The 13,071-nt window shown below is 70.1% G+C and carries 15 protein-coding genes; 9 read left to right on the forward strand and 6 right to left on the reverse strand.

Going from position 1 to position 13,071, the window contains the following annotated elements:
* Positions 1 to 64: 64 nt before the first annotated feature.
* A complete protein-coding gene (locus tag GH747_RS03885) occupies positions 65 to 649 on the forward strand; it encodes a GNAT family N-acetyltransferase (protein ID WP_205602744.1) in 585 nt (194 codons plus the stop codon).
* Positions 650 to 800: 151 nt separating this feature from the next.
* Here GH747_RS03885 and GH747_RS03890 read toward each other — a convergent pair whose 3' ends face one another.
* The 5 genes from GH747_RS03890 to GH747_RS03910 all read right to left on the reverse strand — a co-directional run bounded on the left by GH747_RS03890 (position 801) and on the right by GH747_RS03910 (position 4,993).
* A complete protein-coding gene (locus tag GH747_RS03890) occupies positions 801 to 1,547 on the reverse strand; it encodes a hypothetical protein (RefSeq protein ID WP_149768213.1) in 747 nt (248 codons plus the stop codon).
* The gene (locus GH747_RS03895; RefSeq protein WP_149768214.1) at positions 1,544 to 2,212 is read right to left on the reverse strand and encodes an excisionase family DNA-binding protein; all 669 of its coding nucleotides are present in this window, start codon (positions 2,210 to 2,212) and stop codon (positions 1,544 to 1,546) included. Before GH747_RS03895 ends, GH747_RS03890 begins: the two co-directional genes overlap by 4 nt.
* 113 nt (positions 2,213 to 2,325) lie before the next feature.
* Positions 2,326 to 3,114 carry an ABC transporter ATP-binding protein gene (locus GH747_RS03900; protein ID WP_205602745.1) on the reverse strand — a complete coding sequence of 263 codons (789 nt, stop codon included), beginning with the start codon at positions 3,112 to 3,114 and terminating at the stop codon, positions 2,326 to 2,328.
* Positions 3,111 to 4,166 (reverse strand): taurine ABC transporter substrate-binding protein, encoded by a 1,056-nt coding sequence (locus tag GH747_RS03905; protein ID WP_149768215.1) that lies wholly within the window; start codon positions 4,164 to 4,166, stop codon positions 3,111 to 3,113. The genes GH747_RS03900 and GH747_RS03905 overlap by 4 nt, the downstream gene beginning before the upstream one ends.
* A 2-nt stretch (positions 4,167 to 4,168) precedes the next feature.
* A complete protein-coding gene (locus GH747_RS03910) occupies positions 4,169 to 4,993 on the reverse strand; it encodes an ABC transporter permease (RefSeq protein ID WP_149768216.1) in 825 nt (274 codons plus the stop codon).
* A 154-nt stretch (positions 4,994 to 5,147) separates the two neighbouring features.
* On the opposite strand from GH747_RS03910, the gene GH747_RS03915 reads away from it, so the two are divergent.
* Positions 5,148 to 6,284, forward strand: a complete 1,137-nt coding sequence (locus tag GH747_RS03915; RefSeq protein WP_149768217.1) for an LLM class flavin-dependent oxidoreductase — start codon at positions 5,148 to 5,150, stop codon at positions 6,282 to 6,284.
* A 141-nt stretch (positions 6,285 to 6,425) separates the two neighbouring features.
* On the opposite strand, the gene GH747_RS03920 is transcribed toward GH747_RS03915, so the two are convergent.
* Entirely contained in the window at positions 6,426 to 6,716 is a 291-nt protein-coding gene (locus GH747_RS03920; protein ID WP_149768218.1) for a DUF4287 domain-containing protein, read from the reverse strand.
* Positions 6,717 to 6,917: 201 nt separating this feature from the next.
* Between GH747_RS03920 and GH747_RS03925 the strand changes: the two genes are divergently transcribed.
* Genes GH747_RS03925 through GH747_RS03955 form a run of 7 tightly spaced genes read left to right on the forward strand, consistent with a single transcriptional unit; the run spans position 6,918 to position 13,071 of the window.
* On the forward strand, positions 6,918 to 7,853 hold the full coding sequence (locus tag GH747_RS03925; RefSeq protein ID WP_149768219.1) for an ABC transporter ATP-binding protein: 936 nt from the start codon (positions 6,918 to 6,920) through the stop codon (positions 7,851 to 7,853).
* Entirely contained in the window at positions 7,853 to 8,617 is a 765-nt protein-coding gene (locus tag GH747_RS03930) for an ABC transporter permease (protein ID WP_205602746.1), read from the forward strand. The genes GH747_RS03925 and GH747_RS03930 overlap by 1 nt, the downstream gene beginning before the upstream one ends.
* 6 nt (positions 8,618 to 8,623) lie before the next feature.
* Complete coding sequence (locus GH747_RS03935) at positions 8,624 to 9,970, forward strand: sensor histidine kinase (RefSeq protein ID WP_149768220.1); 1,347 nt, start codon at positions 8,624 to 8,626, stop codon at positions 9,968 to 9,970.
* Positions 9,967 to 10,587, forward strand: a complete 621-nt coding sequence (locus tag GH747_RS03940; RefSeq protein ID WP_149768221.1) for a response regulator — start codon at positions 9,967 to 9,969, stop codon at positions 10,585 to 10,587. The genes GH747_RS03935 and GH747_RS03940 overlap by 4 nt, the downstream gene beginning before the upstream one ends.
* Before the next feature lie 29 nt (positions 10,588 to 10,616).
* Positions 10,617 to 11,495: an ABC transporter substrate-binding protein gene (locus GH747_RS03945; RefSeq protein ID WP_149768222.1), complete on the forward strand. Its 879-nt coding sequence runs from the start codon at positions 10,617 to 10,619 to the stop codon at positions 11,493 to 11,495.
* On the forward strand, positions 11,492 to 12,340 hold the full coding sequence (locus GH747_RS03950; protein ID WP_228552763.1) for an amino acid ABC transporter permease: 849 nt from the start codon (positions 11,492 to 11,494) through the stop codon (positions 12,338 to 12,340). The genes GH747_RS03945 and GH747_RS03950 overlap by 4 nt, the downstream gene beginning before the upstream one ends.
* Complete coding sequence (locus tag GH747_RS03955) at positions 12,337 to 13,071, forward strand: amino acid ABC transporter ATP-binding protein (RefSeq protein WP_149768223.1); 735 nt, start codon at positions 12,337 to 12,339, stop codon at positions 13,069 to 13,071. The genes GH747_RS03950 and GH747_RS03955 overlap by 4 nt, the downstream gene beginning before the upstream one ends.

Genomic DNA, 13,071 nt, shown 5'->3' on the forward strand with positions numbered 1-13,071 from the left:
AAGGAGTCTGACAGGCGCGAAAACTGCGTTGCCCGGGTGGCGGATGCCTGCTTGGGTCGCTCACGTGACGACACCCGACATCGCGTGGCCGCGCCGAACCGAACGGCTCGAGCTGCGCCTGCCCACCGCAGAGTCGCTGGACGAGGTCATGGTCTGGCGCAACGACCCGGACGTCACCCGTTGGCTGATCCGTACGGTCGTCGAGCCCGAGGCTTTCCGCTCGGCGTGGCTGGCGAGCGTCGCCGACCCGACCGACCACGCCGCGGTCGTGCACCTCGACGGTACGGCGATCGGTATCGCGTCGGTCGAGGTCCGTGACGGGCTGGGTCAGCGGGAGGGAGACGAACCCTGGCACGGCGTCGAGGGGTCGCTCGGCTACACGTTCGCCCCGGCGTACGCGGGGAAGGGACTCGCGACGGAGGTCGCGTCGGCGCTGCTCGACCTGGCGTTCGACGAGCTCGGCCTCCTTCGTGTCACCGCCGGATGCTTCGCCGCCAACACCGCGTCGTGGCGGGTGATGGAGAAGCTCGGCATGCGGCGTGAGCAGCACGGCGTACGCGACTCCTGGCACGCCGAGCTCGGGTGGATCGACGGCTATACGTACGGGATCCTCGCCGAGGAGTGGGCGGCGCGGTCCTTCGGGCGGTGAGCCTGGTCCCACCCGCAGGCACCTGGGTGGGACCACACTCACCGCGACTCGGAACGGCGGTGAGCCTGGTCCCACCCGCAGGCACCTGGGTGGGACCACACTCACCGCGAGGCGGGCACGGGGCGGGCAGCCGAACCCGTGCCGGGAGCGGTCAGCCGGTCGGCTCGGTCGCGGTCTCGACCGACGCGGTCAGCCGCTCGAGGCGTGCGAGCCCGTCGAGCGCGCCGTCGATCATCGTCGTGGCGAGGTGGGACTGCGCGACGGGGACGGCCTCGCGGACGTACTTCGCCTCGCCTCGGGACAACGCCGCCCCCCGCAGGTCGCGCGCGGTCAGCATCGAGGCGAGGAGCGCGATGTCGTCGAGGTGGCGCTCGCGTGCGGGATCGACGGTGATCGAGTGCGCGGCGGCTTTGATCACGAGCGCGCCGAGCAGCGTGGGCCGGCGTACGGTGCCGGTCGTGTCGCCGACCGTGACCTCCACCGACTCCGACCGGCGCAATGCGTAGATCGCGCCCGGCGTCGCGAGGCCGGGATAGCCGCTCGCGCCGGTGCTGCGGCCGGGCTGGCCGGTGAACGCGGGGATGAGGACGTCGATGGTCGCGGCACCCCGCACCCACCGGTGCTGCTTGCCGCTCGCGGTCAGCCCGCGCGGCTCGAACTCCGCCTCGGCGAGCGCGGACGTCACCGTCATGAGGATCTGCGGGTGGCCCCGGACGTCGAGGACGGTGTCGACGTCGGGCGTCGATCGGTACGGCTCGACGCCGCGCTCCGCGCAGTGGAGGTGGACCATCTGGCCGCCGACCAGCGTCCAGCCGTCCGGGACGGTACGGGCGAGGTGGAACAGCCCGAGCCAGGACTCCTCCTGCTGGGCGCTCATCACGGGCAGCATGATGCTCACGGGGCCACCTCACCTCCCGCCGATCCGAGCCGGACGAGCTCGTTCGCACGAGCACTCTCGCGGGATCCTAGGTGCTCGGCGAGGTCCGTCGCCAGGACCGGCCACGCCGACGTGTCGGGTCGCACGGTGGTGACGTGGAGGATCACGTTGCCCTGCTGGCGGTCCGCCGGGACGAGGAAGTAGTCGTCGACCAGGCCATCGACGTCGGTGGGCACGGCGTACGCCTCGAGGGTCGGGCTCACGATGAAGCTGCCCTCGGCGCTGGTGCCGGCGCGGCGCAGGCGGTCGTCGTCGCGGAGGTCGTCGAGGTCGGCTGGCGCGACGCGGAACTCGACGCGGTCGGCGCGCCGTACCATCCAGGCGCGCAGCAGCGCTGCCGGATCGTCGGCCGCTTGCAGACGCTCGGCGTACGTCCTGAGGCGGGCGCGCTCGGTAGAGGCGACCGTGGGCTCCCTGCCGGCGAGCAGGTCGAGCATCGCCCACGCCATCCGCGGTGAGAGCGGGCGCGAGCGGCGCGGAGCGGCGAGCGGCAGGCGGGAGGGGTCGATCGCCCACTGCGAGCCGACGCGGATCGCGGGAAGGGACCCGTCCTCGATGCGCTGCTGCACGCGGCGAGGGCTGATCGCCAGGCGCTCGGCCGCCTCGCGGACTCCGATCAGGGTCACGACAGAAGGCTACGTGATCACGAACCCCAGTGTGGGGAGCAGGCGCAGGCGTGTCCATTGTCCAGCAGGCAACACTTGCCTTCGCGAGCGCGAAGAGATGTGAGCAGGGACGGTCAGGTGATGGCCTCGCGGACACGACGCGTCAGCTCGGCGAACTCCGGCGACGCGCGCAGGTCCTTCGGGTCCACGTCCGCCGACGCTGCGGCGAACGGGGCCGGCTCGTCGAGCACGATCCGGCCGGGGCGAGGACTCATCACCAGCACCCGCGTCCCCAGCAGCACCGCCTCGTCGACGCCGTGGGTGATGAAGAGGACGGTCTTGCCCGTCGCGCGCCAGAGCGAGAGCAGCTCACCCTGCAGCCGCTCACGGGTGAGGGCGTCGAGCGCGCCGAACGGCTCGTCCATCAGCACGATGTCGGGATCGTTCGCCAGCACGCGCGCGATCTGCGTCCGCTGCTGCATGCCGCCGGACAGCTCGTACGGCCGTCGGTCGGCGAAGTCGGTCAGGCCCACCAGGTCGAGGTACGTGTCGGCGCGCGCCGTCCGCTCCGCCTTGGCGACCCCGCGCAGCTTCGGTCCGAGCGCGACGTTGCCGCGGACGTCGAGCCACGGGTAGAGCGTCGGCTGCTGGAACACGACGCCCCGCTCGGCGCCGGGACCGCGGACCTCCCGGTCGCCGACCGAGATGTTGCCCGACGTCGGCCGCATGAACCCCGCGACCAGACGCAGCAGCGTCGTCTTGCCGCACCCCGACGGCCCGGCGAGCGTGACCAGCTCGCCGGGCTCGATCGTGAGGTCGATCCGGTCCAGCGCCGGCACCTCGGCGCCGCGGGAGCCGAAGACGTGCTCGACTCCCGCGACCCGCACGGCGCCGGAGTGCGTACGGACCGACGTGGCGGTCACTTGCTCGCCGCCTCCGCCGCGCTCGCGTCGACACCATCGGCGTACGCCGACTCGGGGCCGACCGCCGCGATGCCGTCCTGGGTGAGCAGGAACTGCGCCGTCGCGAAGAGGTCCTTCCCGAGCTTGCCGCCGAGGTAGTCGGGGCCGGCCTGCTCGGCTGCCGACAGATAGACGAATCCGTCGAACTGCGCCTTCGCCTCGTCCGTCGTCACGCCGACCTCGACCGCGACGCTCTCGGCCGCCTTGTCCGGATCGTCCGCGATCTGAGCGATCGCGTGGTCCTGCGCCTTCGCCCACAGCGCGAGGAAGTCCGGGTTCTTCTCCACGAAGGTGTTGTCGGCGATGCCCACGTCGAACGTCGGCTTCCCGGCCTTCGCGGTGTCCTCGCTGGTGAGGATGACAGTGCCCTTGTCCTTCTTGAGCTCGCTCAGCGTCGGGTCCCACACCCAAGACGCGTCGATGTCGCCCCGGGTCCACGCCGGCGCGATCTGCTCCGGCTCGGCGTTGACGAGCTTGTAGTCGGCCGCGTCCTCACCGGCGTCCGAGATCGCCTGGAGCAGCGAGAAGTGCGCCGTCGACCCGAACGGTGTCGCGATCGTCTTGCGCTTGAGCCCGGCGATGTCGGTGGCGGCACCGTCACGCACGACGAGAGACTCGGCCGCGCCGATGACGTCGTGGATCCACACCACCGAGACCGGCAGGTTCAGCGGCGCGGACAGCGCCTTCGTCGCCGGCGACGAGCCGACGAGCCCGAGGTCGAGGCTCTTGCCGCCGAACGCCTGGACGACGTCGCCGCCGGAGGCGAAGTTGCTCCACGTGATCGTCGCGTTCGGCGCGCAGCTCTCGAGAATCTTCTGGTCCTTCACGACCACGTCACCGTTGGGGATCTTCTGGTAGCCGATCCGTACGGTCGCAGTGATCGACTCGTCGGGCTCCCACGGGCAGTCCGAGCCGCCCGCGGTCGCTTCCTCGCCGCCGCCGACGCACGCGGTCGCGGAGAGGGCGAGCGTCAGCAGGCTCGCGGTCAGCACGGACTTCTTCCAAGGCAGCATGGTCAGGCCTTTCCTCGCCACGGGGCGAGCGTTCGTTCGATGAGACGGATGACGAAATCGAGGGCGATCGCGGTCAGGCCGATGACGAGGATGCAGGCCACGGACAGCGCGATCTTGTTCTGGGTGCCGGAGAGGTAGGCGAGCCCGCCGATGCCGGGGAGGCCGTTGACGAGCTCGGCGGCCACGACCGTGGTCCAGGCGAAGCCGACCGCGACGCGGATCCCGCTGAGGATGTCGGGCGTCGTCGCGGGGAGGACGACGGAGGTGACAGCCTGACGCCGGGAGGCGCCGAGCGAGAGCACGGCGTTCACCTGGTCCTCGCGCACACCCCGTACGCCGTTGATGGTCGCGAGCGCGATCGGCGGGAACGCCGCCAGGAACAGCAGCCAGATCTTCGAGGTGTCGTAGATCCCGAACCACGCCACGAGGAAGCCCATGTAGGCCAGCGGCGGGATCGACCGGAGGAAGTCGAGGTACGGCCCGGCGACCCGGCGTACGGACTCGACCGTCCCCATCAGCAGGCCCAGCGGGACGCCGACCAGGATCGCCAGCACCAGCCCGATCGCGATGCGGCGCAGACTGACGACGAGGTGCTCCCAGAGGAAGTAGTTCTCCTCGCCGCGCACGACGCGGTCCACCCCGCCGCCGACCGGGTGGTAGGTGTTGGCGCGCACGAAGGCGTCCCAGACCTCGAGCGGACTCGGCGCGAGGTACGCAGGCTGGATCCAGTCCGAGGCCGCGACGACGGTCCACAGCACGAGCACCCCGACCGCGGTGACCACGGCGGGGAGCCAGCTGAGGCCCAAGAGGCGGGGACGGCGGCGCATGGTCGAGAACGTAGGCCGCTGCCGCACGCGATCCGGGCCATCTCGTCGCAGACCGGCGAACTCGTACGCTTTCGATCGACCTGACCGTTAGTCGTGCGCAGGGGCTCGCGACCAGGAAGGGTTACGTGGTCTGTCGCCGTCCTCCAGGAGTGTCATGAAGCTGCACTGGTTCCTCCCCACCACCGGAGACAGCCGCACGCTGGTCGGCGGCGGCCACAGCGTGCCGACCGAGCTCGCCCGGGCGGGCGGCGCCGCGCACACCGCGGGACGCTACCGCGAGCCCGACCTCGACTACCTCGTCGACGTCGCGCGTACGGCGGAGCGCCTCGGCTTCGAGTCGGTCCTCACCCCGACCGGCACCCCGTGCGAGGACGCCTGGGTGATCGCGTCGGCGCTGCTGACCCAGACCGACCGGCTGAAGTTCCTCATCGCCGCGCGCCCCGGACTGATCAGCCCGACGCTGCTCGCGCAGATGGCGTCGACGTTCCAGCGGGTCTCCGGCGACCGGTTGGCGATCAACGTCGTCGTCGGCGGCGACCCGTCCGAGCAGGAGCGCTTCGGAGACCGGGTCGGCAAGGACGACCGGTACGCCCGCGCGGAGGAGTTCCTGTCGATCTTCCGTGGTGCCTTCACCGGCGACGGGTACGACCAGGCCGGCGCGTTCTACGACGTAGTGGACGCCCGCACGCGCAAGCCCGCGACCGTGCCCCCGATCTACCTCGGTGGATCGTCTGCCGCGGCGGGCCCCGTCACCGCGCGGCAGGTCGACGTCTACCTGACCTGGGGAGAGCCGCCCGCACAGGTCGCCGAGAAGATCGAGTGGATCCGCAAGCTCGCCGGGGAGGAGGGCCGCGAGGTCCGGTTCGGGATCCGGCTGCACACGATCACGCGCGACAGCAGCGAGGACGCGTGGGCGCTGGCCGACCGGCTGCTCGCCGACCTCGATCCTGCGGAGGTCGCGAAGGCGCAGGCAGTGCTGGCGTCCAGCGAGTCCGAGGGCCAGAAGCGGATGCGCGAGCTCCACGGCGGGCAGGCGCCGACCGACGCCCGCAGCCTCGAGGTCTATCCGGGGCTGTGGTCGGGCGTCGGTCTCGTCCGCTCCGGAGCCGGCACCGCACTCGTCGGCAGCCACACGGAGGTCGCGGACCTGATCGGCGAGTACGCCGCGGTCGGGATCGACGAGTTCGTGCTGTCGGGCTACCCGCACGTCGAGGAGGCGTACTGGTTCGCCGAGGGCGTCGGCCCGATCCTCCAGCAGCGCGGACTGCTGGCTCGTCCGCCGGCGGAGTAGTCCGAGCCCCTCGGATGGTCGAGTAGTCCGAGCCCCTCGGATGGTCGAGTAGTCCGAGCCCCTGGGATGTGTCGAGTAGTCCGAGCCCCTGGGATGGTCGAGTAGTCCGAGCCCCTGGGCGAGGGCGTATCGAGGCCGCCGTCAGCCGGGGTTCGTCGCGGCGCCGTCGAGCCAGAGCGTGTCCGACGCGTCGCTGTGCGTCCCGCCGGTGCCGACGTGCTTGGAGCTGATCGTCGGGCCGTTGCGGATCACGTGCCACAGCGCCATCGCGTGACCTCGGCCGACGCCGTACTCCTCGTCGAGCCACGCGACGACCTGCCCGGCCTTCGCGCCCGGCTCGGCGAACCCGTGCGCCTTCGCCTCCTCGACGAGCACGCGGGGGGTCTTGCCGGTCTTCTTCTCGATCGTGTCGAGGTACGCCTGGAATGACATCGTCTTCCTCCGAGCTCGCGCCGCGGACCGTCCGCATCTGCACTCACCCGTACGACGGTCGTGCCGTGCGGAACTCATCGGATGCCGCTTCGTACACTCCGCAAGATGCTGGAGATCCACCGAACGGTGGAGGCGCGAATCAACCCAGGCTCAGACGCTGCGGTCGATGTGGCGGGGGCGGTGCGCTCGTAGCGTCGCAGTGTGACCGCATTGGAAGTACGAAACCTGCACAAGCGCTACGGGCCGCACGTTGCCGTCGACGACGTCTCCTTCACGGTCGAAGCGGGAGAGATCTTCGGCATCATCGGGCCCAACGGTGCCGGCAAGACGACAACCGTCGAGAGCATCGCCGGCCTGCGAACTCCCGACTCGGGTTCGATCTCCGTACTGGGACTCGACCCGATCAAGGACCGCGCGGAGGTGCGTGAGCGACTCGGCGTGCAGCTGCAGGAGAGCAGCTTCCCGGACGCGATCACGGTCGCCGAAGCCCTCGAGCTCTACAGCTCCTTCTACCGGAACCCCGCCGACTGGCGCGAGCTCATGGAGCTCCTCCGTCTCACCGAGAAGCGCAACACCCGGTACAAGGCTCTGTCAGGCGGGCAGAAGCAGCGGCTCTCGATCGCGCTCGCCCTGGTCGGCAATCCGTCGGTCGCGATCCTCGACGAGCTCACGACGGGACTGGACCCACAGGCGAGGCGCGACACCTGGAGCCTCATCGAGCGGGTTCGTGGCACGGGCGTCACGATCCTCCTCGTCACGCACTTCATGGATGAGGCGGAGCGCCTCAGCGACCGGATCGCCGTCATCGACGGAGGCCGCGTCGCCGCAGTGGATACGCCCGCAGGCCTGATTGCGCAGTCGACTGCGGTGCAGCAGGTCCGGTTCCGCGTGAGTCGACCGCTGGACGAGAGCGTCCTGACCGAGCTTCCCGACGTGACCGAGGTCGAGATCACGGACGGCCGCTGGCTGGTCACCGGCGGGGGATCGCTTCTGACCAGCGTCGCAGGAGCGCTCGCCAGGGCGCAGGTCGTGGCGGAGGATCTCCGCATCGACCAGCGCAACCTCGACGACGCGTTCGTGGCCCTCACGGGGCGCGCCGCGGAGTCCCCAGAACCCTCCGAGAGCAGCATCGACTGATGCGTGCTCTCTCGAAGATGGTCAAGATCGAGACGAAGCTCTTCCTTCGAGACTCTGCCACCGTCACCTTCGGTGTGCTGTTCCCGACGGGCCTCCTGCTCGGGCTGGGTGCCATCCCGACGCTCAGAGAGTCGTCACCGGAAACCGGCGGGCTCCGGTCCATCGACGTCTGGGCGCCGACGGCACTGGTGTTCGGGATGGTGATGATCGCCGTGCAGCACGTCCCGACGGTGATCGCGACGTATCGTGAACGCGGCATCCTGCGCAGGCTGTCGACAACCCCGGCCCATCCGCGGAACGTCCTGCTCGCGCAGATGATCGTCGCGTTCGCTTCCGTGGTCGTCGCCGCGGCCCTCATGATCTTCCTCGCGTGGGCGGTGCTGGACATCGCGCCGCCCGAGCGTCCCCTGGAGTTCGTCGTCGCCTTCGTCGTCGGCTATGCGGCACTGCTCGGGCTCGGCATGGTCACCGCGGCCATGGCCCGCACGAGCAGCGCCGCGAACCAGATCGGGACCGTCATGTTCGTCGCGCTGATGTTCTTCGGAGGGGCATTCCTGCCCCGTGTCCTCATGCCCGACGTGCTGCGCGAGGTCGGCGAGTTCATCCCGCCCGGACTGCAGGCTCTCACCGCGGCGTGGTCCGCCGAAGCGGGTGAGATCACCGCCACCGCCGGTGGGCAGGCCTTCTGGCTGCAGATTGCCATAATGGCGGGTGTCGCCATGATCACGAGCGCGATCGCCGCGAAGCGCTTCCGCTGGGAGTAGGTGTCGATGATTCGGGATGCCGGGGCCGGCGAGCGCCCGCGCTCCGGGACGTACGGGTCCGTCGTCGCGGAAGAGGCGGAGATCGCGAATCGATCCCGATTGGCCTGGAAAGCGCAGCAGCTGCGGATCTGGGACCTGCTGCAGCTGATCACCCCGTGGCTGCTGCTGACGATTTCGACGGCGATTTACTTCTCGTGGGTGCTTCCGGCCTCCGGTGAACGATTCTGGCCCGAGGGCGTAACCGTCCTCGGGCTGGTCGCGGTCGCGGTCCTGTGGGTGCTGTTCTGTCACACGCTGCCCCTCAAGAGGAGGACGCTCCGCCCCGTGTCGGCGGGCATCTTCTTCGTCGGACTGCTGGCGCTGTGCGTCACCCTCATGACGTACTCCGACGTCTTCCTCGTCTTCACCATCGCGGGCTTCTTCCACGCGTACCTGCTCAGGCCGTGGCCGTTGGGGGTGCTCGGAGTCCTGGCCACCTCGGTGGTCCTCAACGCCTCGGTGATGCGCGTGTGGGCAGACCCGACCGCGGACGTGCTGGCGGAGTTCATCCTGATCGTCGCCGTGCAGACTGCGGCGATCGGGGTGGGTATCGTGCTGACGGCGCGCAGCGAGCCGGAGGAACGCAAGCGGGAGGAGCTCGTCGAGCGGCTCGAGGCGGCACTGCACGAGAACGCCGGGCTTCATGCGCAGCTGGTCGCCCAGGCGCGTGAATCCGGGGCGCAGGACGAGCGACAGCGATTGGCCGGCGAGATCCACGACACGCTGGCTCAGGGTCTCGCCGGCATCATCACGCAGCTCCAGGCAGCGGAGCGTTCCGCCAGTCGGCGGGGCGAGACGGAAGAACACGTTGCGCGTGCACTTCGGCTTGCGCGGAGCAGCCTGACCGAGGCAAGACGGTCCGTGCGGGCGCTCGCTCCGCAGGAGCTCGGGCGAGCGCACCTCCCCGACGCGCTTCGCACCTTGACCGAGCGATGGTCGGAGGACCAGGGGGTCAGCGCGCAGGTGGAGGTCACCGGCACCCGAGAGCCACTGAGCCCGGCGATCGAGGTGTCGCTCTTCCGGGTCGCGCAGGAGTCGCTGACCAACGTGGCGAAGCACGCGAAGGCCTCGCGCGTCGGTGTCACCCTGTCGTACACGGGCACCGAGGTGCTGTTGGACGTGCGTGATGATGGACGCGGGTTCGTGACAGGGGTCGGCACCGGCTTCGGACTGACGAGCATGCGCCAACGCATCAGAGGGGTCGGCGGTCACGTCGAGGTGCAGAGCGCACCGGGTGAAGGGACATCCGTCAGTGCGCGCGTCCCGGCGATCGCCCCCGGGGGCACGAGAGCAGAGGGGGAGACCGACCGATGATCCGACTCGTCGTCGTCGACGACCACCCGATCGTGAGGGGCGGGCTTCGCGACACGTTCGCGGACGCCGAGGACATCGTCGTGGTCGGTGAGGCCGGGGACGGCGCCGAGGGCATCGAGCGTGCGGAGCAGCTGGCAGCGGACGTCGTGCTCATGGACCTTCGGATGCCCGGGATGGACGGCGTCGCCGCGACCGCGGCCCTGCGCGAGCGGGTTCCCAGTGCCCGAGTGCTGATCCTGACCACCTTCGACAGCGAGAGCGACGTCCTGCCGGCGATCGAGGCGGGTGCGATCGGCTATCTCCTGAAGGATGCTCTGCCCGACGAACTGATGCGCGCCGTACGTGCAGCCGCCCGTGGCGAGTCGGTGCTCGCGCCGTCGGTGACGCAGCACCTCATGGGGCAGGTTCGGAGGCCCGGCGCCGGCACGCTGACCGATCGAGAGAAGCAGGTGCTGCAGCTGGTCGCGAACGGCAGCTCGAACCGGGAGGCCGCTGCGGCGCTCTTCATCGGCGAGGCGAGCATCAAGACCCACCTGCAACACATCTACGGCAAGCTCGGCGTTCGTGATCGAGCCTCGGCGGTGGCCGAGGGCTACCGCCGTCGCCTGCTCACGTGACGCGCGTGGTGCTGGAATACGCTTTGTCCATGAATCCCGTGCGTCGTCCCGCCCGTCTTGCTGCCCTCGCCGCCGCATCCCTCCTGACGCTGGCCGTCGGGTGCGCCCCGGCCGACGAGGGCGACGACGACACCAACGCGTCCGATGGCGCGGCGTCGTGTGAGAAGGCGGACCTCCCTCTGAAGAAGGCGGGCCAGCTGACGATCGGCACCGACTCCCCGGCATACGAGCCGTGGTTCGTCGACGACGACCCGAGCAACGGCAAGGGCTTCGAGAGCGCGGTCGCGTACGCCGTGGCCGACCAGCTCGGCTTCGCTGACGACGAGGTCGTGTGGGAGGCGGTGCCGTTCAACACGAGCTACCAGCCGGGCGAGAAGTCGTTCGACTTCGACATCAACCAGGTCTCGATCACCGAGGAGCGGGCCAACGCGGTCACGTTCTCGGAGCCGTACTACAAGGCCGCGCAGGCGATCATCACCCTCGAGAACAGCCCGTACGCGAAGGCCACGAGCTTCGCCGAGCTGAAGGACGCGCAGTTCGGTGCCCAGGTCGGCACGACGTCGCTGAACGCCATCGACCAGATCGCGCCCACCAAGCAGCCCCGCGTGTACGACGACAGCAACCAGGCCACCAAGGCGCTCGAGGTCGGCCAGATCGACGCGCTCGTCCTCGACCTGCCGTCCGCGTTCTACACGACGGCTGCCGTGCTCTCCGAGCCCGGCGTGATCGTCGGGCAGTTCCAGCCCGAGACCGGGCAGAGCGAGGAGTTCGGCCTGCTGCTCCAGAAGGACAGCGAGCTCGTCACCTGCCTGGACGAGGCGATCACCACGCTGCGTGAGGACGGCACCCTCGCCGACCTCGAAGAGCAGTGGCTGTCGCAGACCACGGGTGTGCCTGAGCTGTCGTGAGCACCTCCTGGGAGGTGAGCGCGCGCCAGCTCGAACGACTGGCGTACAGGCGCCGCCGCGACCGCCGCCGGATGACGATCGCGCTCGTCTCGACCGTCGTCGTCCTCGTCGTCGCGTGGCTCCTCATCACCTCCGCGCCGGGGTGGGAGCGCGTCCGCGAGACGTACTTCGACTGGGACGACGCGAAGGCGGCGTTCCCGGACATCGCGAGGGCGTTCCTCACGAACATCAAGGCGTTCCTGGTCGCCGAGGTCCTGATCCTCGCGCTCGCGCTCCTCGTCGCGGTCGTCCGCGTCGTGCCCTCGGCGTGGATGGCGCCGCTGAAGGTCGTCGCCACCGTCTACACCGACGTCTTCCGCGGCACGCCGACGCTGCTCGTCGTCCTGCTCGTCGGGTTCGGGATCCCGGCCCTCGGCCTCCAGGGTGCGCCGACGAGCCTGTTCTGGCTCGGCGTCATCGCGCTGACGCTGAGCTACGGCGCGTACGTCGCCGAGGTGATCCGCGCGGGCATCCTCTCGGTCCACCCGAGCCAGTGGGCGAGCGGACGGTCGCTGGGCCTCTCGTACGGCAAGACCCTCCGGCACGTCGTGCTGCCGCAGGCGCTCCGCCGGGTGACGCCACCGCTGCTCAACGACTTCGTCTCGCTGCAGAAGGACACCGCCCTCCTGTCGGTCATCGGTCTCGTCGAGGCGCTGCGGCAGGCGCAGATCTTCTCCAGCCGCGACTTCGTCTTCACCCCGTACGTCGTGGCGGCCGCCTTCTTCATCGTGGCGACGATCCCCCTCGCCCGGTTCACCGACTGGCTGTCCCTGCGGGCGGCCCGACGACAGAGCGGAGCGGCATGAGCGCCCTGCTGGAGGCTCGCGGCGTCCGCAAGACGTACGGCGACCACGACGTCCTGAAGGGTGTCGACCTGAGCGTCGACACCCACCACGTGGTGTGCCTGATCGGTGCGTCCGGCTCCGGCAAGTCGACCCTCCTGAGGTGCCTCAACCTCCTCGAGGTCGTCGACGACGGCGAGATCTGGTTCGACGGCGCCGAGATCACGGACCCGCGGGTCGACGTGGACGACGTGCGCCGCGACATCGGCACGGTCTTCCAGGCATTCAACCTCTTCCCGCACATGTCGGTCCTCGACAACGTCACGCTCGGGCCGCGCAAGGTCCGGGGTGCTCGTCGGGGTGACGCCGAGGAGCGGGCGACGGCGCTGCTGACCCGGTTCGGGCTCGCGGACCAGGCGCGCAAGCACCCCGACGCGCTGTCCGGCGGGCAGCAGCAGCGGGTCGCGATCGTACGCGCGCTCGCGATGGAGCCGAAGGTCCTGCTGCTCGACGAGGTCACCTCCGCGCTCGACCCGATGCTCGTGGGCGGGGTCCTCGAGGCGGTGCGCGAGCTGAAGGCCGAGGGCATGACGATCGTGATGGCCACCCACGAGATGCAGTTCGCCCGCGAGGTCGCCGACGAGGTGCTGTTCCTCGAGAGCGGTGTCGTCTGCGAGCGCGGGACGGCGGAGCAGGTCTTCACGGATCCGAGCGATCCCCGTACGCGCGAGTTCCTGGCCCGTCACCTCGCCTGA

This window comes from Mumia xiangluensis, from assembly GCF_010994095.1.
GTDB classification, from domain to species: domain Bacteria; phylum Actinomycetota; class Actinomycetes; order Propionibacteriales; family Nocardioidaceae; genus Mumia; species Mumia xiangluensis.

Excerpts from the sequence above, each read along its gene's own strand:
- GH747_RS03905 (WP_149768215.1), bottom strand. The coding sequence starts at position 4,166 with ATGCTGCCTTGGAAGAAGTCCGTGCTGACCGCGAGCCTGCTGACGCTC.
- GH747_RS03910 (WP_149768216.1), bottom strand. The coding sequence starts at position 4,993 with ATGCGCCGCCGTCCCCGCCTCTTGGGCCTCAGCTGGCTCCCCGCCGTG.
- GH747_RS03915 (WP_149768217.1), top strand. The coding sequence starts at position 5,148 with ATGAAGCTGCACTGGTTCCTCCCCACCACCGGAGACAGCCGCACGCTG.
- GH747_RS03920 (WP_149768218.1), bottom strand. The coding sequence starts at position 6,716 with ATGTCATTCCAGGCGTACCTCGACACGATCGAGAAGAAGACCGGCAAG.
- GH747_RS03930 (WP_205602746.1), top strand. The coding sequence starts at position 7,853 with ATGCGTGCTCTCTCGAAGATGGTCAAGATCGAGACGAAGCTCTTCCTT.
- GH747_RS03935 (WP_149768220.1), top strand. The coding sequence starts at position 8,624 with ATGATTCGGGATGCCGGGGCCGGCGAGCGCCCGCGCTCCGGGACGTAC.
- GH747_RS03940 (WP_149768221.1), top strand. The coding sequence starts at position 9,967 with ATGATCCGACTCGTCGTCGTCGACGACCACCCGATCGTGAGGGGCGGG.
- GH747_RS03945 (WP_149768222.1), top strand. The coding sequence starts at position 10,617 with ATGAATCCCGTGCGTCGTCCCGCCCGTCTTGCTGCCCTCGCCGCCGCA.
- GH747_RS03955 (WP_149768223.1), top strand. The coding sequence starts at position 12,337 with ATGAGCGCCCTGCTGGAGGCTCGCGGCGTCCGCAAGACGTACGGCGAC.